19 protein-coding genes are annotated in these 19,673 nt (G+C 44.6%); 14 read left to right on the plus strand and 5 right to left on the minus strand.

Going from position 1 to position 19,673, the window contains the following annotated elements:
* The first annotated feature begins 111 nt into the window (after positions 1 to 111).
* The 6 genes from GJQ68_RS19610 to GJQ68_RS19635 all read left to right on the plus strand — a co-directional run bounded on the left by GJQ68_RS19610 (position 112) and on the right by GJQ68_RS19635 (position 3,517).
* Positions 112 to 522, plus strand: a complete 411-nt coding sequence (locus tag GJQ68_RS19610) for a 6-pyruvoyl trahydropterin synthase family protein (RefSeq protein ID WP_162418968.1) — start codon at positions 112 to 114, stop codon at positions 520 to 522.
* Positions 482 to 1,183 carry a GTP cyclohydrolase I FolE gene (gene folE / locus GJQ68_RS19615; RefSeq protein WP_162418969.1) on the plus strand — a complete coding sequence of 234 codons (702 nt, stop codon included), beginning with the start codon at positions 482 to 484 and terminating at the stop codon, positions 1,181 to 1,183. Before GJQ68_RS19610 ends, folE begins: the two co-directional genes overlap by 41 nt.
* A 169-nt stretch (positions 1,184 to 1,352) precedes the next feature.
* The gene (locus GJQ68_RS19620) at positions 1,353 to 2,033 is read left to right on the plus strand and encodes an SDR family NAD(P)-dependent oxidoreductase (RefSeq protein WP_162418970.1); all 681 of its coding nucleotides are present in this window, start codon (positions 1,353 to 1,355) and stop codon (positions 2,031 to 2,033) included.
* Between the two features lie 81 nt (positions 2,034 to 2,114).
* Positions 2,115 to 2,378, plus strand: a complete 264-nt coding sequence (locus GJQ68_RS19625; protein WP_162418971.1) for a hypothetical protein — start codon at positions 2,115 to 2,117, stop codon at positions 2,376 to 2,378.
* A gap of 57 nt (positions 2,379 to 2,435) precedes the next feature.
* Positions 2,436 to 2,879 carry a hypothetical protein gene (locus GJQ68_RS19630; RefSeq protein WP_235941810.1) on the plus strand — a complete coding sequence of 148 codons (444 nt, stop codon included), beginning with the start codon at positions 2,436 to 2,438 and terminating at the stop codon, positions 2,877 to 2,879.
* Positions 2,879 to 3,517, plus strand: coding sequence for a flavin reductase family protein (locus tag GJQ68_RS19635; protein WP_162418972.1), 639 nt, complete (start codon positions 2,879 to 2,881; stop codon positions 3,515 to 3,517). The genes GJQ68_RS19630 and GJQ68_RS19635 overlap by 1 nt, the downstream gene beginning before the upstream one ends.
* A gap of 62 nt (positions 3,518 to 3,579) precedes the next feature.
* Here GJQ68_RS19635 and GJQ68_RS19640 read toward each other — a convergent pair whose 3' ends face one another.
* The 3 genes from GJQ68_RS19640 to GJQ68_RS19650 all read right to left on the minus strand — a co-directional run bounded on the left by GJQ68_RS19640 (position 3,580) and on the right by GJQ68_RS19650 (position 6,062).
* The gene (locus GJQ68_RS19640; protein WP_162418973.1) at positions 3,580 to 3,792 is read right to left on the minus strand and encodes a hypothetical protein; all 213 of its coding nucleotides are present in this window, start codon (positions 3,790 to 3,792) and stop codon (positions 3,580 to 3,582) included.
* 112 nt (positions 3,793 to 3,904) lie between these two features.
* Positions 3,905 to 4,297, minus strand: a complete 393-nt coding sequence (locus GJQ68_RS19645; RefSeq protein WP_162418974.1) for a 3D domain-containing protein — start codon at positions 4,295 to 4,297, stop codon at positions 3,905 to 3,907.
* A 301-nt stretch (positions 4,298 to 4,598) separates the two neighbouring features.
* Positions 4,599 to 6,062, minus strand: coding sequence for a S1C family serine protease (locus tag GJQ68_RS19650; protein ID WP_162418975.1), 1,464 nt, complete (start codon positions 6,060 to 6,062; stop codon positions 4,599 to 4,601).
* 251 nt (positions 6,063 to 6,313) lie between these two features.
* Between GJQ68_RS19650 and GJQ68_RS19655 the strand changes: the two genes are divergently transcribed.
* From GJQ68_RS19655 to hslU, 4 genes are all read left to right on the plus strand, one after another.
* On the plus strand, positions 6,314 to 7,477 hold the full coding sequence (locus GJQ68_RS19655) for a 1-deoxy-D-xylulose-5-phosphate reductoisomerase (RefSeq protein WP_162418976.1): 1,164 nt from the start codon (positions 6,314 to 6,316) through the stop codon (positions 7,475 to 7,477).
* 3 nt (positions 7,478 to 7,480) lie between these two features.
* Positions 7,481 to 8,800, plus strand: coding sequence for an RIP metalloprotease RseP (gene rseP, locus GJQ68_RS19660; RefSeq protein WP_162418977.1), 1,320 nt, complete (start codon positions 7,481 to 7,483; stop codon positions 8,798 to 8,800).
* A 197-nt stretch (positions 8,801 to 8,997) separates the two neighbouring features.
* On the plus strand, positions 8,998 to 11,484 hold the full coding sequence (gene lon, locus GJQ68_RS19665; protein WP_162418978.1) for an endopeptidase La: 2,487 nt from the start codon (positions 8,998 to 9,000) through the stop codon (positions 11,482 to 11,484).
* A gap of 13 nt (positions 11,485 to 11,497) precedes the next feature.
* A complete protein-coding gene (gene hslU, locus GJQ68_RS19670; protein WP_162341958.1) occupies positions 11,498 to 12,886 on the plus strand; it encodes an ATP-dependent protease ATPase subunit HslU in 1,389 nt (462 codons plus the stop codon).
* A gap of 26 nt (positions 12,887 to 12,912) precedes the next feature.
* On the opposite strand, the gene GJQ68_RS19675 is transcribed toward hslU, so the two are convergent.
* Positions 12,913 to 15,030, minus strand: coding sequence for a xanthine dehydrogenase family protein molybdopterin-binding subunit (locus tag GJQ68_RS19675; RefSeq protein ID WP_162418979.1), 2,118 nt, complete (start codon positions 15,028 to 15,030; stop codon positions 12,913 to 12,915).
* Positions 15,027 to 15,488, minus strand: a complete 462-nt coding sequence (locus tag GJQ68_RS19680; protein WP_162341956.1) for a (2Fe-2S)-binding protein — start codon at positions 15,486 to 15,488, stop codon at positions 15,027 to 15,029. The genes GJQ68_RS19675 and GJQ68_RS19680 overlap by 4 nt, the downstream gene beginning before the upstream one ends.
* Before the next feature lie 296 nt (positions 15,489 to 15,784).
* Here GJQ68_RS19680 and GJQ68_RS19685 point away from each other — a divergent pair, with 296 nt between their 5' ends.
* The 4 genes from GJQ68_RS19685 to accC all read left to right on the plus strand — a co-directional run bounded on the left by GJQ68_RS19685 (position 15,785) and on the right by accC (position 19,326).
* Positions 15,785 to 16,783 carry a beta-ketoacyl-ACP synthase III gene (locus GJQ68_RS19685; RefSeq protein WP_162418980.1) on the plus strand — a complete coding sequence of 333 codons (999 nt, stop codon included), beginning with the start codon at positions 15,785 to 15,787 and terminating at the stop codon, positions 16,781 to 16,783.
* Positions 16,784 to 16,806: 23 nt separating this feature from the next.
* Positions 16,807 to 17,370 carry an elongation factor P gene (gene efp / locus GJQ68_RS19690; protein ID WP_162418981.1) on the plus strand — a complete coding sequence of 188 codons (564 nt, stop codon included), beginning with the start codon at positions 16,807 to 16,809 and terminating at the stop codon, positions 17,368 to 17,370.
* Between the two features lie 111 nt (positions 17,371 to 17,481).
* A complete protein-coding gene (gene accB, locus GJQ68_RS19695) occupies positions 17,482 to 17,934 on the plus strand; it encodes an acetyl-CoA carboxylase biotin carboxyl carrier protein (protein ID WP_162418982.1) in 453 nt (150 codons plus the stop codon).
* Positions 17,935 to 17,967: 33 nt separating this feature from the next.
* Positions 17,968 to 19,326 (plus strand): acetyl-CoA carboxylase biotin carboxylase subunit, encoded by a 1,359-nt coding sequence (gene accC / locus GJQ68_RS19700; RefSeq protein ID WP_162418983.1) that lies wholly within the window; start codon positions 17,968 to 17,970, stop codon positions 19,324 to 19,326.
* Positions 19,327 to 19,673: the final 347 nt, after the last annotated feature.

Below are 19,673 nucleotides of genomic sequence, written 5' to 3' on the forward strand. Positions count from 1 at the left end.
TGTCCTTTTTCCTTTAAGAAGCCAGCAACTCAAAAAATAAACGTGGAATTTTTGTTGAGTTTTTTGAATTAAATAATAAACAAAAAAAGGGAAATACCTGTTAGTGATTCTATGAAATTAGCCATCTACCGAAAAGAACATTTCAATGCGGCCCATCGGCTTCACAATGCCTCCTGGACGGCAGAGAAGAACAAACAGGTTTTCGGAAAATGCAACAATCCGAATTATCATGGTCATAATTATGATTTAATCGTAAAACTGGAAGGACCAATCGATCCGGAAACGGGGTATGTATATGATATGAAACGATTGAAAGACGTTATCCGGGAACATGTTACCGATAAATTTGATCACAAAAACCTAAATTTAGATACAGATGAATTTAAAGTACTTAACCCAACTGCAGAAAACATTGCTGTGGTTATTTGGAATATTTTGAGGGAAAAAATAGAAAAGAAATACGACTTAACAGTTCGATTATATGAAACAGAAAGAAACTTTGTTGAATTCAGCGGGAATTGATCTTAATCAGACCATTGAAGAATTTGGGGATGAACACCTTTCATCTTCTCACGATACACCATTAAGAGAAGATGCATTCGAAATGGATGATGATCTCAAAATGGAATTAATAGAAAAACATTTTAAAGAAATCATGCATGTTCTCGGGTTGGACCTCTCAGATGACAGTCTGAAAGGCACCCCAAAACGAGTGGCAAAGATGTTTATAAAAGAAGTTTTTAGCGGTCTTGACCCAAAAAACAAGCCTGAAGCGAAGCTTTTTGAAAATAAATTTCGCTACAATGAAATGTTGGTTGAAAAAGACATCACCTTCTATTCTCATTGCGAGCATCATTTTGTGCCGATTTATGGCAAGGCACATGTGGCCTACATTTCAAACGGCCATGTGATAGGTTTATCCAAAATAAACCGCATCGTCCAATATTTTGCCAAAAGACCTCAGGTCCAGGAGCGATTAACGGTACAAATTGGTAACGAACTGAAAGCTGCCTTGAACACAGAAGATGTAGCGGTAATATTGGATGCCGATCACATGTGCGTATCCAGTAGAGGCGTTCGAGACACGAGTAGTAGCACGGTAACGTCCTTTTACAGCGGTCGATTCGAGAACGAAGACCAGAAGCGAAACGAATTTCTCAAATACCTGGAATTGCCCCGGTAACATTACCGAGAAATGCGTTTATTGCGATCACTGGCTGGATTCTAATTAATTACTCCGTCGATTTATTATCGGGGGAGTTTTTTTTGAAATGGATAATCCTCTTTTTCGCTACTTTAAATCAAACAATTTGAGGGTTTATTCATTATTATTTACGTAGCAATGACATATCATGAAAAATAGCAACATAGTAATAATCGGAGGAAATAGTGGAATCGGAGAGAAAGTTAAAGCACTGCTTCAAGCTGAAGGAGCCAATGTGTTTTCGTATTCCCGATCTCAGGAAGGCGAAAACAAGTTGGATGTGACGGAGGACTTTGAAGAAATTGCGGGCGTGCCTGAAAAAATCCACGGAGTGGTATATTTTCCGGGAACCATTCAATTGAAACCCTTTCACCGCTTCAGCCTGGAAGATTTCAGGAAGGATCTTGAAATTAATTACCTGGGGGCAATAAAGGTCTTACAGGCGCTTCAACGACCGCTAAAAAAATCAGGTGCCGCCTCCGTGGTGCTGCTCAGTACCGTGGCCGTTCAGACGGGCTTGGGTTTTCACGCATCCATCGCAGGTGCAAAAGGAGCGGTGGAAGGACTGGGGCGCTCCCTTGCTTCCGAATGGGCGGCTGCAGGCATTCGGGTAAATATCGTGGCCCCTTCACTTACGGATACTCCCCTTGCAGAAGCGTTACTTTCCAGCCCTGAAAAGAAAGAAGCTGCCGGAAAAAGACACCCTTTGGGAAGGTTTGGCACGGTGGAAGATATGGCAGAAGCCATATTATTTTTACTTTCTGAAAAGTCCTCCTGGATGACCGGACAAGTAATAAAAGTCGATGGAGGGATGTCAGCCGTAAGGTAAAAATTTCGTTTATTTAAAACCTTTATGTTGAACAAAGTGTAACGATTAGGGTATTGTCCCTGAAAAAATAATTGCATACTTATGAGGACTCCACCTGAATCATTTTTGATCTTTAAAGCAGAGCTTAAGAAGGCGCAGCTTGAGAAAGAGCGGTTGAGAAAGGCATACGAGGAAAAACTAGCCGAAATGAATCGCGAACTCGCTCGTTTAAAAGAACAAATTGGAGCGCAGCAGGAATTGATGAAAACGACCATCAATTACGCGATCAAGTTAGAAGAAGACCTGGGTAATTTTAAAGAAGAGGTAGAAAATGAAAAAAAACATCGGAAAAACTCTTTTCATTAAATCCATTATTCAAAAATTCCGTAAATTAAAAGGTATTTGATTTAAAAAGAGGCAAAAATGAACGACACCCTAAATAAATCAGCGATGGAAAACTTTGACCTTTCTTTTGAGGGAAGGTATGCCAAAGTCTATGTCGATGAATCCCGTGGAATAATCATCTGCGAACTGCTTGTGGATTACGTTCCCATTGAAGATTTTAAAGAAACATTCCATAAAATAGCATCAGTCGTTAAAAAAGGTTCTTACCATAAATTCATTTTTGACAAAAGAGCATTGCGTGCCTTCCACCAGCCCAGCATGGAGTGGTACTTTTTAGATTGGAAAAAAGCAATGTATTTTGAGGGCATTACCGTACATCGAAAAATCCTTCCCCCGGAAAAATGGTTTGAAAAAATGGTGATGATTGCCAAAAAGCAAATCCTTGAAAATAATCCGGGGAACATTATCGAAAATCTGGATATTAAATATTGTGATTCTATGGAGGAAGCAATTCTAACCTGATGAAGCACTTTACCCAGCAAGAGATCCTTCAGGCAGACAAATCCTTCCGTAGGGATTTTGTTAATTGCCTGAGTGGGTACAAAAGCCTTAACCTCATTGGCACGGTCAATCAACAAAACAGCGAAACCAACCTGGCACCTTTTTCCCAGGTTTTCCATATTGGAGCCTCACCGCCAACGGTAGGGGTTTTATTCAGACCCCATACGGTTGAACGGCACACCCTTGAAAACATCATTCAAAATGGCTTTTTTACACTAAATCATGTAACAGAAGCCATCTACAAACAAGCCCATCATTGCGCTGCTCGTTGGCCTATTTCAGAATTTAAGGGCACCGGACTAACAGAAGAGTACAGAGATGAATTCCCTGCCCCCTATGTAAAGGAAAGCCCGCTGAAAGTGGGTTGTACGCTCCTGGATCGACAAACCCTTTCTGTAAACGATACGGTGCTGGTTATCGGAAGCATCGATCAGGTTTATGTTCAGGAAGAGGCCTTAGGAGTGGAGGGTTTTATTGACCTGGAAAAACTAGGTACGGTTACGGTGTCCGGACTGGATGGCTATCACTTAGGCAAAAAATTAGCCCGACTAGCCTATCCCAAAGCAGATCAACCGGTCAAAGAAATAGGTGACTCTTAAAAGGATTGGAATAAGCCAGCGAAAACCAGAAACCCGTACGGGATTAGATTATAAAAAACCTTTTAATACTGTGTCCGGTCCCGATACCATTCCCGGTCTCCATCCATGTTTCTGTGCTTGACTGTTCTTTCGTATTTATTACTGCGGCAGAGCTTACAGCTACATGGCTTTCCCTGCGCCTTGAAGGCATAACTCTTCTTGGGATCATATCCCATGGCTTTGCACCTTCTGATGTATTTGAGCTTTGTCAGTTCTTCGCGTCTTCCTTTGTTCATGTAGCAAGCATTTTTCTAATTTCCATTACCTGGCACCTGAGAGTTGGGGCATTTTGTTCATCAAGGAACATTGTTGGGCTACATTAAATCTAAATGACACTTAGCTTACTTTTTAGTCTACCTGCCAGCTGATTTCCACCTTCTTTTTGCCCCACTCTTTAGCTTGCCCCACATTTTCCCCCATATAGATATCAATCTTCTGTTTCCACCGTTTGTTCATTTTATCCAACACGGTGAATTTTCCTGGCAAGCCCGCTATCGATACCTTCGAGCCATGTTCAATGCCCTCAAGCTCCAGCAAATCCCTGGAAACGGCGATGGCTTTCATGCCGGGCTTGAGTTGATCTCCCCAGGCGGCTGTCACGGCATCTCCCTTTTTGGTCTGGCTCTCTAATGAATTATAGGCCGTAGCCGTTACTTCCATTGTTTTGGTTTCCGAACAGGATACCAGAAACAATAGACAAGAAAAAACGATAAGGTGATGATTTTTGGTACGATACTTCATGATTCAATGTGATTAACAGCTATAGCTCCTGGGGGTTCCATTTTCCCCATTACTAAAAGGAACCCACGCACATGTAGTAGGTAGAAAATACGCAGAGGCAGCAAAGGTTATACCGGTGTTTAGGCTTGCAGAATTGACAGATTACCAGGTCACTACACGTCGTTTACAAGTGCAAATATACAAAAAATACATCAAATCCCGGCACTGGAAAGGCCCCATCCAATCAAGGCCTTTGTCGGTAGCTGGATCCGGGGAACAAAAAAGCGCTCGTGAGTTAATTATGAACTCCCCCAAAATATAACTACTGAATGGTATATTCCTGCACAAATGGCCGACCTCCAGCCGTCATTCCTTCTATTCTTAATCGCCCGCTGAATGCTTCAAGGTATTGGCCTATTTTCTCCGGGTCGTCCGCCGGCTTATTATTAACTTCGGTTAGGATGAAGCCTTCTCCCATTCCTAAATCCCTAAGGTAGCCTCTGGTCAATCCCGTTATTTTCACTCCATATTCCAAACCAAAACGATCCATTTCAATCGTATTGATGGATTCAAGTTTTGCCCCCAGCAAAGGAGAGGAATAAAAGGATTTTTCAATGATTCCGGTTCCTCCTAATAGGTTTTGAAGCGTTAATTCTGATTCTTGACGAAGGTTATCCCTGAGGTAGGATACCTGTACCCTATCTCCAGGATAGTAGTAAGACAATGCTTCTTCAAAACTACCTTTTCCTGAAATGGGATTTCCATCTATACTCACGATTACATCGTTTTGCTGAATACCGGATCTTTCTGCTGCACCATTTCGAATGACGTGGGAGACCACTACTCCATCCAGCGATTTCAGATTCATTTCTTCGGCCAGCTCCGGCGTAATTTCCCGGACTTCAACACCAGGAATGGCTTTTTGCACCTCTCCAAACCGAATCAGGTCGTTGGCAATTTTGGTCGCAATATCCACCGGAACTGCGAATCCATATCCGGTGTAGGATCCGGTTCGGCTCAAAATAGCGGTGTTGATTCCTACCAATTCTCCGTTAACATTTACCAGCGCACCTCCCGAATTACCGGGATTGATAGGTGCATCTGTCTGAATAAATGACTCTAATGGAAATTCTCCTCCCATGATATTGATTTGTCTTTCCTTTGCCGATACGATACCTGCGGTCACTGTGGAAGTGAGGTTAAAGGGGTTTCCCACCGCCAGCACCCACTCCCCTATTTGTAAGGATCGGCTACTGCCGATTTTTATAGCTGGCAACCCCTCGGCCTCAATTTTTAAAACGGCAATATCCGTATTGGCATCTGCTCCTATCAAGCTGGCCTTATAGGTTCGTTTTTTATGGACCACCTCGATGGTTTCCGCCCTTTCCACCACATGATTATTGGTAATGATGTATCCGTCCTCAGAAAAAATCACCCCTGATCCGGTACTTACGGTCTGCTGTGGAACTCCCTGACCGAAGAAATAATCAAAAATACTGTACCTCCGGGAATCTGTTCCGGAAAAGTTTTTAATAAACACCACCGATCCGGTACTTTTTTCAGAAGCGTCTACAAATGAGTCCGGAACCCTCTCCGTTTGACTTTTATTGGTTTCTATCCTTTCATTTGACTTTTCCTCCAGATTGGAGGTGCGGTAGCCCAGGTTTTCCTGCCATTCTTGATTCGAAAGGGTATGCTGAGGAATGTACAGCTGAGCAGCAAAAAACCACGCTCCCAAAATTCCCCCTAAAAATGAAGTGATGATGACAACCAAATATTTTTGCATAACTTTGTGACTAGTTTTTCTGTTTTACGAAAACCTCTAATATCCCATCGGTTAATTTAACACAATTTAGTAAAGAAACCGGGGCCACCTTTTAGGCCGATTTAATTTCTAATTCTATGCCAAAAAAGGGGAATGTGTAAAAAGGTCAAAAAAATCAGGAAAAACTGTTTTTACCTTGTAAATTTGTCAGTAGTTTTAATTGAAACTGTCGGATTTAGCAGTGTACTTTTTGAAGAAAGTAAAACGACCCCATGTCAACAATCAAAAGAGTGGCTATCCTGGGTTCCACGGGAAGCATTGGCACCCAAACCCTGGAAGTCATCCAACAACATCCGGAGAAATTTCAGGCCGAAATTCTTACCGCCCAGAACAATAAGGAATTACTTATTGAGCAGGCCATCCGCTTTCAGCCCAATGCGGTGGTGATAGGGAATGAGGCATTGTATGCCGATGTCAAGCAGCGACTAGCGAAGTATCCTATAAAAGTATATACGGGTCAAAATGCAATTGCCTCCATAGTAGAAATGGACACAATAGACATTGTACTGACTGCCCTGGTGGGTTATGCGGGGCTTATCCCGACGTTAAAAGCAATCGAGGCGGGAAAACCCATTGCACTCGCCAACAAGGAAACCATGGTAGTGGCGGGAGACCTGGTTACCCGTAGAGCCCGGGAAAAAGCGGTAAATATCTATCCGGTAGATTCCGAGCACTCTGCTATATTCCAATGTTTGGTGGGTGAATTCCACAATCCCATTGAAAAAATAATTCTGACTGCATCCGGTGGCCCTTTTCGGGGAAAAGACAAAGAATTCCTCGCAGGTGCTACCAAGGAACAGGCCCTAAAGCATCCCAATTGGGACATGGGAGCCAAAATCACCGTTGATTCGGCCTCGCTGATGAATAAGGGGCTGGAAGTAATTGAAGCCAAATGGCTTTTTAACTTGAACACAGACCAAATTGAGGTAGTGGTCCACCCGCAATCCATCATTCATTCAATGGTTCAGTTTGAAGATGGGTCTATAAAAGCGCAACTTGGTCTACCCGATATGCGTATCCCCATACAATTTGCATTGTCCTACCCGGATCGGATTAAATCCACTTTCCCCAGGTTTGATTTCAAAAATTACCCGAACCTGGAGTTTGAAGCACCCGATAAAGAGACGTTTCGAAATCTAGGCCTGGCATTCCAGGCCCTGGAAAAAGGAGGAAATGCGGCTTGTTCTCTGAATGCTGCCAACGAAGTAGCCGTGGCAGCATTTTTGCAGGATCGAATTGGATTCCTTGAAATGTCCGACTTGATTGAACAGAGTATGGAAAAAATTGGTTTTATTGAAACGCCGAGTTTGGATGATCTCATTCAAACCGATCAGGAAACCCGGAAATTATCAGAACAAATCATCAGTAGATTATAAAGAATGGATACATTAATAATGGTAGCACAATTGCTACTGGGCTTGTCACTATTGGTAGGTCTGCACGAAATGGGACATTTGCTGGCAGCAAAATTATTTGGCATGCGGGTAGAGAAATTTTCCATCGGTTTTCCTCCCAAAATCGCCGGTTTCCAATGGAAGGGCACTGAATATTCCCTTGGAGCCATTCCTTTGGGAGGTTTTGTCAAAATCTCCGGAATGGTGGATGAGTCCCTGGATTCAGAGCAGATGTCCGCCGAGCCACAGCCCTGGGAATTTAGATCCAAACCAGCCTGGCAGCGCTTAATCGTTATGTTGGGAGGTATTTTTGTAAACGTTGTCACGGGCGTATTTATCTTTATTTTTTTGGTATACGACAGGGGGGAAACCTTTTATTCCAGAGACCAGGTGATGGAACATGGAATAGTGGCCTACGATATTGGAGAGCAAATCGGTTTGCAGGACGGAGATAAAATACTGGATATCAACGGCATTCCTTATGAATCTGTGAACGACCTCAGTAGTGGCGATGCTTTGTTGAGTTCTGATGGGTTTTATACCGTGGAACGAGCAGGTGAACGCCTGCGTGTGGACATTCCCAGAGGATTCATTAACTCCTTTTCTAACGAAGAAAGCATGTCCAACTTCGTGCAGATCCGGTTTCCCTTTGCCGTATTGGACGTAAGTCCTGATGGCAATGCAGAAAAAGCCGGACTGAAGCCCGGAGATAAAATACTTGCCGTCAATGAGACGGAAGTTTATTATTTCAACGAACTACAAGCGGCTTTGGAAGAACAAAAAGGCCAGGACGTGGAGCTTACCATAGAAAGGGATAAACAGGAACTGATAACCCAAGTGGATGTCAGCGAAGAGGGCACGATCGGCATTGCCGTCGAAAACCTGCTGGAGCCGGTGAGAAAAACCTACTCTTTTATCGAGTCAATCCCTATAGGAACCGAAAGAGCCTTTAGTATTGTAATTATTAATGCCCGGGCCATGGGCAAAATGTTTACCGGAGAGGTTTCTGCTAAAAATGTCAGCGGTCCCATTGGCATGGCGAAAATTTATGGTTCTACCTGGGATTGGACTAAATTCTGGTCTATAACCGGTCTGATTTCCATGATTCTGGCATTTATGAACCTGCTCCCCATTCCCGCCCTGGATGGTGGACACGTCATGTTTTTGTTATATGAAATGATTTCAGGTCGCAGTCCTTCGGATCGCTTTCTGGAAAATGCACAGAAAGTAGGGATGGTATTGCTCCTGGCAATCATGGCATTTGCCATCGGCAATGATATACTTAAAATATTCACAGGTGCCTGACCCTGACTCACTGGCAAAGTGAAAGCTTTTCCAGCAGGATGCAAGGCTTGCGACACGTATTACTTTACTACCTGACAATTTGTTCGTAGTACCAAGTTGGCACAAGCCTTGGTTACTTTTACCGTAATCTCTGGCTTACCAGAGGTTTTTTCAACATTAAAAATTAAACATGGCATTACACCTGTCATTCTGTCTGTATGAACAATAACGACAATCAACTATATCATTCATTAATGTTAGGCGATTATTCGGGAGAAGGAGATCTGATACAACTGATTACTGATGACGAGGATGAGAGCGCATTGCAGGATGAGAACCTCTCCAAAGAAATATCCATTCTTTCGGTAAGAAATACGGTCTTGTTTCCCGGAGTGGTAATCCCCATAACGGTAGGCAGGCAACGGTCTATTAAACTGGTCAAGAAAGCACAAAAAGGCGATAAACTTATTGGGGTTTGTGCGCAGAAAAATCCCAACATGGAAGATCCTTCCTGGGAAGACATTTACCATGTGGGAACATTGGCAAAGATCATCAAGATGATTGTCTTGCCCGACGGAAACACGACCATAATCATTCAGGGGAAAAAACGCTTTGAAATCGATAAAGAACTTACAGAGGACCCTTATTTTTTGGCAAATGTACGCTACCTGGAAGAAACCTTTCCCAACAATAGCGAGGAAATCGAGGCCCTTGAGCAGTCCCTGAAAGAGGCGGCATTTAAGATCCTACAGTTAAATCCTGAGATCCCGCGAGAGGCTCAGGTAGCCCTGGATAACATTGACAGCACGCCCTTTCTAACGCATTTTCTCTCCTCTAATATTAATGCTCCGGTGGAATCCAAGCAAAAGCTGCTGGAAATAAACGACGGTATTGAGCGGGCGACGCTCTTGCTGGAATTCATGATGAAGGACATACAAATGCTGGAGCTCAAAAGCGAAATCCAGAAAAAAGTCCACACAGACATTGACCAGCAACAAAGAGACTATTTCCTTCGACAGCAGATGAAAGTGCTGCAAACGGAATTGGGCGAAGAGGGACCGGAAAAAGAAGTGGAAGAACTTCGCTCCAAAGGAAAACGGAAAAAATGGCCTAAGGAAGTGGCTTTACAGTTTAATAAAGAACTGGATAAAATCCTGCGGATGAATCCTGCAGCGGCGGAATACCCCATCTCCCTAAACTACGCAGAGGTTTTGGTGGATCTGCCCTGGAATGAATTTACCGCAGATAATTTTGACCTCAATCGGGCAAAAAAAATTCTGGACAGGGACCATTCCGGATTGGACAAGGTAAAGGAACGAATCATTGAATACCTGGCTGTTTTGAAGTTAAAACAGGATCTGAAAGGCCCCATTCTTTGCCTTTACGGGCCTCCCGGTGTGGGAAAAACATCGCTGGGGAAATCCATCGCCAAAGCCCTGGGAAGAAAGTATATCCGCATGTCTCTTGGTGGACTTCACGATGAGGCGGAGATCAGGGGACATCGAAAAACCTACGTAGGAGCCATGCCCGGAAAAATTATCCAGAACATGAAAAAAGGTAAATCCTCAAACCCTGTATTCGTCCTGGATGAAATTGACAAGTTAAGCTCTGACTTCAGAGGGGATCCTTCCTCGGCTTTTCTGGAAGTTTTAGATCCGGAGCAAAACAGTGCCTTCGTGGACAATTACCTGGAAGTAGAATACGATTTGTCCAAGGTCTTATTTATAGCTACTGCCAACACCCTGGAAACCCTACAGCCAGCACTTCGGGATCGGATGGAGATCATCGAGGTGACGGGCTATACCATGGAAGAAAAAGTAGAGATCGCCAAAAGACACCTGGTACCCAAACAGCGTAAAGAGCATGGCTTAAAAGCCAAAGATGTCACCTTTGCCAGAGAGGCACTGGTAAAAATCATTGAGGACTATACGAAAGAATCGGGGGTTCGAAGCCTGGAGCGGCAAATCGGGAAAATGATACGGAATATTGCCAAATCGATCGCTTTGGAAGAAACCTACCAGAAAAAAATAACGCCCCAAATGGTGCGTAAAGTCCTGGGCGGAGAAATCTTTGATAAAGAAATTTATCAGGACAATTCGCTGGCCGGAGTAGTCACCGGACTGGCATGGACCTCTGTAGGTGGGGAAATCCTTTTTATAGAGGCAAGTATCAGTCGTGGAAAAGGAAAATTGACCCTTTCCGGTCAATTGGGAGATGTCATGAAGGAATCAGCGATGACAGCCATTTCCTACCTAAAATCGCAGGCGGACACCTTGAATATTGATCACCGGGTATTTGACCAATACGATCTCCATATACACGTTCCCGCTGGCGCGGTGCCGAAAGACGGCCCTTCGGCCGGAATTACTATGCTCACGGCCATTGCCTCCGTTTATACCCAGCGAAAAGTAAAATCCAAGCTGGCGATGACAGGTGAAATTACCCTTCGCGGAAAAGTGATGCCGGTTGGGGGAATTAAGGAAAAAATTCTGGCTGCCAAACGGGCAGGAATCCAGGATATCCTGCTTTGTAAGCGAAACCAGCGGGATATTGAAGAAATAGATGAAAGCTATCTTAAAGGAGTTAACTTCCATTTTGTGGATCATGTAAGTGAGGTATTGCGCATCGCGCTGCTTCCTGAAACAGTGGACCATCCGGTGACGTTTACCTTTGATACAAAATCCCGGGAAAACGGGGGAAACTAAAGACAGGAACACCATGAATCATTTGACACCAAAGCAGATTGTTGCTGAGTTGGATAAATACATTATTGGGCAAAATGATGCCAAAAGAAATGTAGCCATCGCACTTAGAAACCGGATCAGAAGACTGATGGTCAAGTCCGAACTTCAGAAAGACATCGTCCCCAATAACATTCTGATGATTGGATCTACCGGGGTAGGTAAAACAGAAATTGCCCGAAGGCTAGCTAAAATCGCCAATGCCCCTTTCACCAAGGTAGAGGCCTCTAAATTTACCGAGGTAGGTTATGTGGGCAGGGATGTAGAATCCATGGTCCGGGACCTGGTAGAACATGCCATCAATTTGGTCAAGGAAACCAAAAACGAAGAAGTGAAAGAAAAGGCAGCCCTGATTGTGGAGGACATGCTGTTGGATATACTTATTCCTCCGGTAAAAGGAAGTGGGTTCACTCCCAGCACTACTTCCAGAGAGAACTTCAACCCGGATCAGGCCTCCGAGCAGGAATTGAATGAAAAAACACGCGAACGGTTTCGGGAAAAATTAAAAGACGGGGAACTGGAATCGCGGAAAATCGAGATCAATGTCAAACAATCTGCTTCTTCGGGAATAGGCATGATCGGCAATGGTATGATGGATGAAGCCAGTATGGCCGGTATCCAGGACATGCTGAGCAATATGATGCCTAAAAAAACCAAAAAAAGAAAGGTAACCATCTCCGAAGCCAGGAAAATTTTAATGGAGGAAGAAGCCTCCAAATTAATTGATTTCGATGAAGTAAAGGAGCAGGCAATTCATCTCGCTGAAAATAACGGCATTATTTTTATTGACGAGATCGACAAAATTGCTTCCGGATCGGGAAAATCCGGAGGAGGGCCAGATGTGAGCCGTGAAGGCGTGCAAAGAGATTTACTGCCTATTGTAGAAGGAAGTGCGGTAAATACCAAATATGGCTTGGTACACACCGATCACGTGCTGTTCATTGCGGCAGGAGCCTTTCACGTCAGCAAGCCTTCGGATCTTATTCCGGAATTGCAGGGGCGGTTTCCAATCCGGGTGGAATTATCCAGCCTGACCAGAGGCGATTTCTATAAAATCCTGAAAGATCCCAAAAATGCCCTGACCAAACAATACCAGGCTTTGTTCGAAGCAGAGCAAGTATACCTGGAATACACGGATGATGCCATTCATGAGATCGCCGCCTTGGCCTTCAGCATCAACGAGGAGGTGGAAAACATCGGTGCCAGAAGACTTCATACCGTAATGAGCCACCTTTTAAACGATTTTCTTTTCGAGGTTCCCGACACGATCGGACCCAATAGTAAAATCATGATTACCAAAGAAATGGTTCAGGAAAGGCTAAGCAGTCTGGTCAAGAACCGAGACCTTTCTCAGTATATCCTATAATGGGGAAAGGGCCGTTAACCCATTCATCAAGACCGGGGAACAACCCCAGAGGGAAGCATGGGCAAATCATAAAGTTTGACCCCGACAGCATCGTCTATTGCATTTCGAATCGCAGGAGCAATGCAGGTAATGGGTGCTTCGCCTGCTCCGGACGAGGGGAGATCCTTGCGGTTGACCAGCACAACCTTCATTTCAGGAACGTCCTTGAATCGCGGTACCCTGTAGGAGGATAGAAATGCGTTGGAGACATTCCCTTCATTAAATTCAACGGCCTCAAAGAGTGCTCCTCCCAGCCCCTGCAGCACACATCCGGTAATTTGACTCTCCAAATGCCTGGGATTCAGAATCGCTCCGCATTCAAAGGCCGTGACAGCAGACAAAACCTTCAATTCCCTGCTGTCAGGATCTACCACCACTTCCGCAAAGGTGGCCACAAAACCTCCCTTTACCGCCGCACAGGCCATCCCAAAACCATGGTTGGTACCAGCCTTTTTTCGTTTCCAATCAAAGGATTTGGCAGCAGCCTTGATAACGGCTTTTAAGCGTTCGTCTTCCAGATTATCCAAGCGGAATTGCATTGGATCCGTCCGGACCATTCCCGCGAGGTCATTGACGATGGATTCGATGGCAAAGATATTCGCCGTAGATGCCAATGCACGATAGGATCCCTGCCTTAAGGGAGAATCAGAGCGGTGGTATTCCTGGTAGTTGTTCTGTCCGGAATAAGGGGATGAGATTCCGGCTCCCCCCGAATTGAAATTATGAAATTCCCAGGAGGAGATGCGGTTACCAGTTAGGGCTGCCTTTACCCGAATCAACCCCGCCGGCCTGAAGTAAGCCCATTTAAACTCCTCTTCCCTGGTCCAATTGACTTTGACCGGTCGGCCGGTTGCTTTGGCTAGTTTGGCGGCTTCTATTCCGGCCTCTCCCGTATGCTTTCCTCCATATCCGGAGCCGGTATCGGGCATGTATACCCTGATTTTTTCCTTGGGAATAGAAAACGTATTCTCAAGCTCTTCCTGAACTCCAAAGGGTCTTTGCGTGCCCGTCCAGACTTCCAGTTGGTCACCGGTCCATCGGGCCAAACCCGCTCTGGGTTCCAGGGGCACGTGTGCGATATAGCTGACCTTAAAATCATGCGCCACTTTTGTAGCAGCATTATCAAAAGCATCCGAAACTGCCGCAGGTACCGGATCGGTATTTCCGGCACTTTCTTCCAAGTGCTCAAATAACTGATTACCGGGGACCTGTGGGGATTTTTCCCATTCGGCTTCGATCATGGCAAGTGCCATTGCGGCCGATCGGGAATTATTTGCCGTCACGCCAATGAAGTCCCCCTCTTTCACCACCTGCACGCCAGGCAATTCGGCAGCACGGCTGGTATCTGCCCGAAGCAGTTTGGCACCATATACAGGGGCTCGGAGCACTTTCCCATACACCATGTCCGGAAGTACCTTATCTGAGACATAACGATGCTTTCCGGTAATAAAATCTTCTCCCTTTATCTTCCTCACAGAGGTTCCGGAAACCTTCCATTTATCCGGATGAATGGTCTTTACGTTTTCATCCATTGGTTGAAGCAAACGCTTGGCTTTGGCCAGACTTCCATAGCCCAGTTTCTTCCCATTTCCAGGATGCTGTACGGTGCCTTTTTCTAAGGTCAGCTCCACTTCTCCGAGGTTCCACTCCTTTCTTGCCTCCTGTAGCAATATTTCCCGCAGGCTAGCCGCCGCTTTTCGCAAAATGGGTGCCATCTGCGGGGTAGTAAGACTTCCGTAGGTACCCCTGTCGTAGGGAGTAAGCTGCGTATCCCCCATGACCAGCGTAATAGCCGAAACCGGAACGAAAAGCTCCTCGGCCACCACCTGCGTCAGGGAGGTCCGGATATTTTGCCCTACTTCCACTTTCCCCGTATACACCGTGATGGCTCCCGTTTCGGAAACATGAATCCAGGAAGACAGTTGGTCAGGAGCGGCCTGTGCATCTTCTCCGGGAAAAAGGGCTTCGGAAGCCAGGTAATCCGTCCAAACGAAATAAGTGGCAATTCCGGTACCCATGTATTTGAAGAACTTTCTCCTGCTGATCCCCTTTTCAGGAGCCGGTTTTTTCATTGTATCGGGTTGATTATTCGGGGTATCTTTCATCCTTTAGTCTCGGTTTGAGTTAATTTATGGAGTGCTTTCACAATGGCGGGGTAGGTGCAACACCTGCATATATTTCCATTCATCCCGTCAATAATCTCCTGCTCTCCCATTGCCTTTTGGTTTTCCACCAGCGCGACTGCGGTCATGATCATTCCGGGAGCGCAATAGCTGCACTGAAACACGTCCTCCTCCAGAAAAACTTGCTGAACCGGATGCAACTTCCCTTCGGTTTCCAATCCTTCTATGGTCAGGACCTGTTTTCCCTGTACACTGGTTACAGGAGTAATGCAGGCGGGAGTGGGTGTGCCATTTACCAGCACCTTGCAGGCTCCACAAGCTGCTTCCCCACAACCATATTTGGTTCCGGTGAGATCCAGTTGCTCCCGGAGAACCTCCAGTAGGCTGGGGTTCCCATCGACTTCCACAGTATATTCTTTATTATTTACACTAATTTTCATGATATCCTTTGGGTTTCCATCTATCTCGATTAATTTAATTAATTCAACGGAGAAATACAATGAACCTGTTCAGTAAAGTAAGACTAGCAGCACAATATCCATTTATTTTCCATATATCCGTAAAATCTTTGGTGGGCAAGGACATTTTAAATAATTTTGGGATTCTTAATTTAATACTGTCAGGATCAAACCTTAAAATAAACAGTAAAAAACCGGAATTTGCCAAAATTCGCTGTCAGAACCATGGAGACAACTGACAGTCCTGCCCAATTCCTTTTTGAGACAAGATACATCAAATGAAAAAAAGAGCTGTAATTACAGGCGTTCATGCCTGGGTACCGGATTATATTTTGGACAACAAAGAACTGGAAACCATGGTTGATACCAATGACGAGTGGATCACCAGCAGGACCGGAATCAAAGAAAGAAGAATATTAAAAGGAGAAAATCAGGGTACGTCCGTGATTGGCACCGAAGCAGTAAAAGGACTACTTGAAAAAACCAATACCAACCCGGAGGAAATTGATTTAATTATTTGTGCAACGGTAACCCCTGACATGCTTTTTCCTGCCACTGCCAATATTGTGGCGGATAATGTTGGAGCAAAAAATAGCTACAGTTTTGACATCTCTGCTGCCTGTTCGGGATTTTTATATGCCCTGACCATCGCCAGCAAGTTTATTGAAACCGGAGCTCATAAGAAAGTGATTGTAATCGGTGCGGACAAAATGTCCTCCATCGTGAATTATCAGGACCGAACCACCTGTATTATATTTGGGGACGGCGGCGGAGCAGTCCTTCTGGAACCTACCGAGGAATCATTGGGAATAATGGATTCTTTACTCCATACCGATGGTTCCGGTGCTGATTTCCTACACATGCGGGCAGGAGGCAGTCGAAAGCCGGCCACATTGGAAACCGTTAAAAACCGGGAACATTCCGTTTTTCAGGAAGGCTCAACGGTTTTTAAATTTGCCGTTACCAAGATGGCTGACGTGAGTGCCGAGATCATGAAAAGAAATCAGCTTGAAGCAAAGGATGTGGCCTGGCTGGTTCCTCATCAGGCAAATAAAAGGATCATTGATGCCACGGCAAACCGAATGGGAATCGGGCCGGAGAAAGTAATGTTAAACATTGAAAAATACGGAAACACCACCGCTGGGACCTTACCGTTGTGCCTTTGGGATTACGAATCCCAGCTAAAAAAAGGTGACAATTTAATCCTGGCAGCATTTGGGGGAGGATTTACCTGGGGAGCGATATATTTAAAATGGGGATACGACCCGCAACGTTAAAAAACTTATAATAACCGTTATATATGGCAAGCACAGCTGATTTTAAGAATGGACTTTGTTTGGAATTCAACCACGACATCATGGCGATAGTTGATTTTCAGCATGTCAAACCCGGCAAAGGCCCCGCATTTGTAAGAACCAAGCTCAAAAGCCTCACCACAGGTAAAGTGCTGGACAAAACCTTCAGTGCAGGAGAAAAGGTAGTCACCGCCAGAGTGGAGAAAAGACCGCATCAATACATCTACAATGACGATTTTGGTTTTCATTTTATGGATACCGAAACGTTCGAGCAGATTCCGATTGAAAAAAAACTAATCGAAAGGTCCGAACTGCTGAAAGAAGGGCAGGTCGTGGATATTTTGATTCATGCAGAAACAGAAAAGCCTCTGGGAGTGGAACTTCCACCTTTCGTAGAACTGATGGTGACCTATACAGAGCCCGGGATCAAGGGAGATACCGCTACCAATACCCTGAAACCGGCCACATTGGAAACGGGGGCAGTAGTCATGGTGCCGCTTTTTGTAGAACAGGATATTCTTATTAAAGTCGATACACGGGACGGTTCCTACTCGGAAAGGGTGAAATAATGCTGATATTTCAGCAGAAATTGATTATATTACATAGTTTTAACAAATAAAAAACAGAACCTCGTCAACAGGGAAATCCTTTTCTCTGGAGATAACCAAATAAACTGATTTATGAAGGCAAAAGAAATACAAGAATTAATTGACTTTATTTCAAATTCCGGGCTGGCCGAAGTCAAAATTGAAACGGATGAATTCAAGCTTTCTATCAAGAAAAATTCAGAAAACCCTGTCGCAAAAAGTGTCGATAATCCCCCTGTGGTCCGACAAGAAGCTCGACCGGCAGCGGATTCGCCGGAAAATACCAATCCCGGCGGTTCCCATTTTCTGGAAGTAAAATCTCCCATGATTGGTACTTTTTACCGATCTCCTAACCCTGATTCTGATTTTTTTATCAATGTGGGTGATACCATACAAAAAGGGCAGACGGTCTGTATCATCGAAGCCATGAAGCTCTTTAATGAGGTAGAATCTGAAGTTTCCGGAAAAATAGTGAAGGTCTTGGTAGAGGATGCTTCTCCCGTTGAGTACGATCAACCGCTTTTTCTGGTCGAACCTCAGAATTGATCGTTTTTTCCAATTAAATTGACTCCAAACAACGTGTTTAATAAAATATTAATAGCCAATAGAGGGGAAATTGCACTAAGGATCATCCGAACCTGTAAGGAAATGGGCGTGAAGACGGTAGCGGTCTATTCCACTGCCGATAAAGATAGTTTGCACGTGCGTTTTGCAGACGAAGCAGTTTGCATCGGCTCTCCCCCTAGTAAAGATTCGTACCTAAATATCCCCCGAATTATCGCAGCGGCAGAAATCACCAATGCAGATGCCATTCATCCAGGTTATGGGTTCCTTTCCGAAAATGCTGAATTTTCACGTATCTGTGAAGAATACAACATCAAATTTATAGGTGCCAGTCCGGAAATGATCAACCAGATGGGGGATAAGGCCACAGCCAAGGCCACCATGGAAGCAGCGGGCGTACCTACCATCCCCGGTTCCAAGGGCTTGTTAAAATCCGTTGAAGAGGGCTTGGTTCTAGCTGAGGAAATAGGTTATCCGATCATCCTAAAAGCCACCGCTGGAGGTGGCGGGCGGGGAATGCGAATCGTGAAGGAACCGGCAGGTTTTAAAAAAGCCTGGGATGATGCCCGGCAGGAATCCGCCGCAGCATTTGGCAATGCCGGATTGTACCTCGAAAAATTTGTGGAAGAACCCCGGCACATCGAAATTCAAATCATAGGAGATTCCACTGGAAAAGCCTGTCATTTGTCAGAAAGGGATTGCTCCATTCAACGTCGGCATCAAAAACTCGTGGAAGAAACGCCTTCCCCTTTTATTACGGATGAACTTCGGGAAAAAATGGGAAAAGCTGCCATAAAAGGGGCGGAAGCCATCTCCTACGAAGGAGCCGGTACCATAGAGTTTCTCGTGGATAAAAACCGCAATTTCTATTTTATGGAAATGAATACCCGGATACAGGTAGAACATCCCATTACAGAGGAAGTCACGGATTTTGATCTTATTAAAGAACAAATTAAGGTCGCCGCAGGGGAGCCCATCAGTGGTAAAAATTATTTTCCAAAGTTGTATGCCATGGAATGCCGGATTAATGCCGAAGACCCTTCCAATGGTTTCAGGCCTAGCCCGGGCAAAATTGTAAATCTGCATTTGCCTGGCGGAAAGGGGGTCCGAATTGACAGCCATGTCTATGCCGGTTATGTGATTCCGCCCAATTACGATTCCATGATCGCCAAGTTGATCGTAAGTGCACAGTCCAGACAAGAAGTAATCGTTCGGATGAAACGCGCCTTGGCAGAGTTTGTAATTGATGGCATCAAAACCACTATTCCTTTTCATCTGGCCCTGCTGGATGACCCAGAATTTGTCGCTGGAAATTTTACGACCAAATTCCTGGATACTTTTGATTTTTCCAGTATTTCTCAGGAAAAAAGCTAACTCGAACATTCATCATTTGAATGCTGATTTTCAGATATTTTAGGGAAGACCATGGTCTTCCCTTTTTTAATTCTTGCCGCCTAAATGAGTACTGTTTCCGCCTACCCTTCATTTTTAGGGCTATTTCACTAAACGCTTGTAATTTCAGCGATTAATTATGAAATTGTTGACTATTAGTAAATTAAGAAAGTCTGTAATCGATGCTTAGGTATTCCTTTTTATTATTAATCACCCTCTGCTGTTTGGCATCCTGTTCGGAGAGTCCTTCGGAAGGAAATGGCCTGAATTCAACAGACCAGATCAGCTATAATTTCCATGTACGTCCGCTTCTTTCGGACAATTGTTAT

Origin of the sequence: Cyclobacterium roseum (assembly GCF_010119225.1) — a bacterium.
In the GTDB taxonomy this organism is placed as follows: domain Bacteria; phylum Bacteroidota; class Bacteroidia; order Cytophagales; family Cyclobacteriaceae; genus Cyclobacterium; species Cyclobacterium roseum.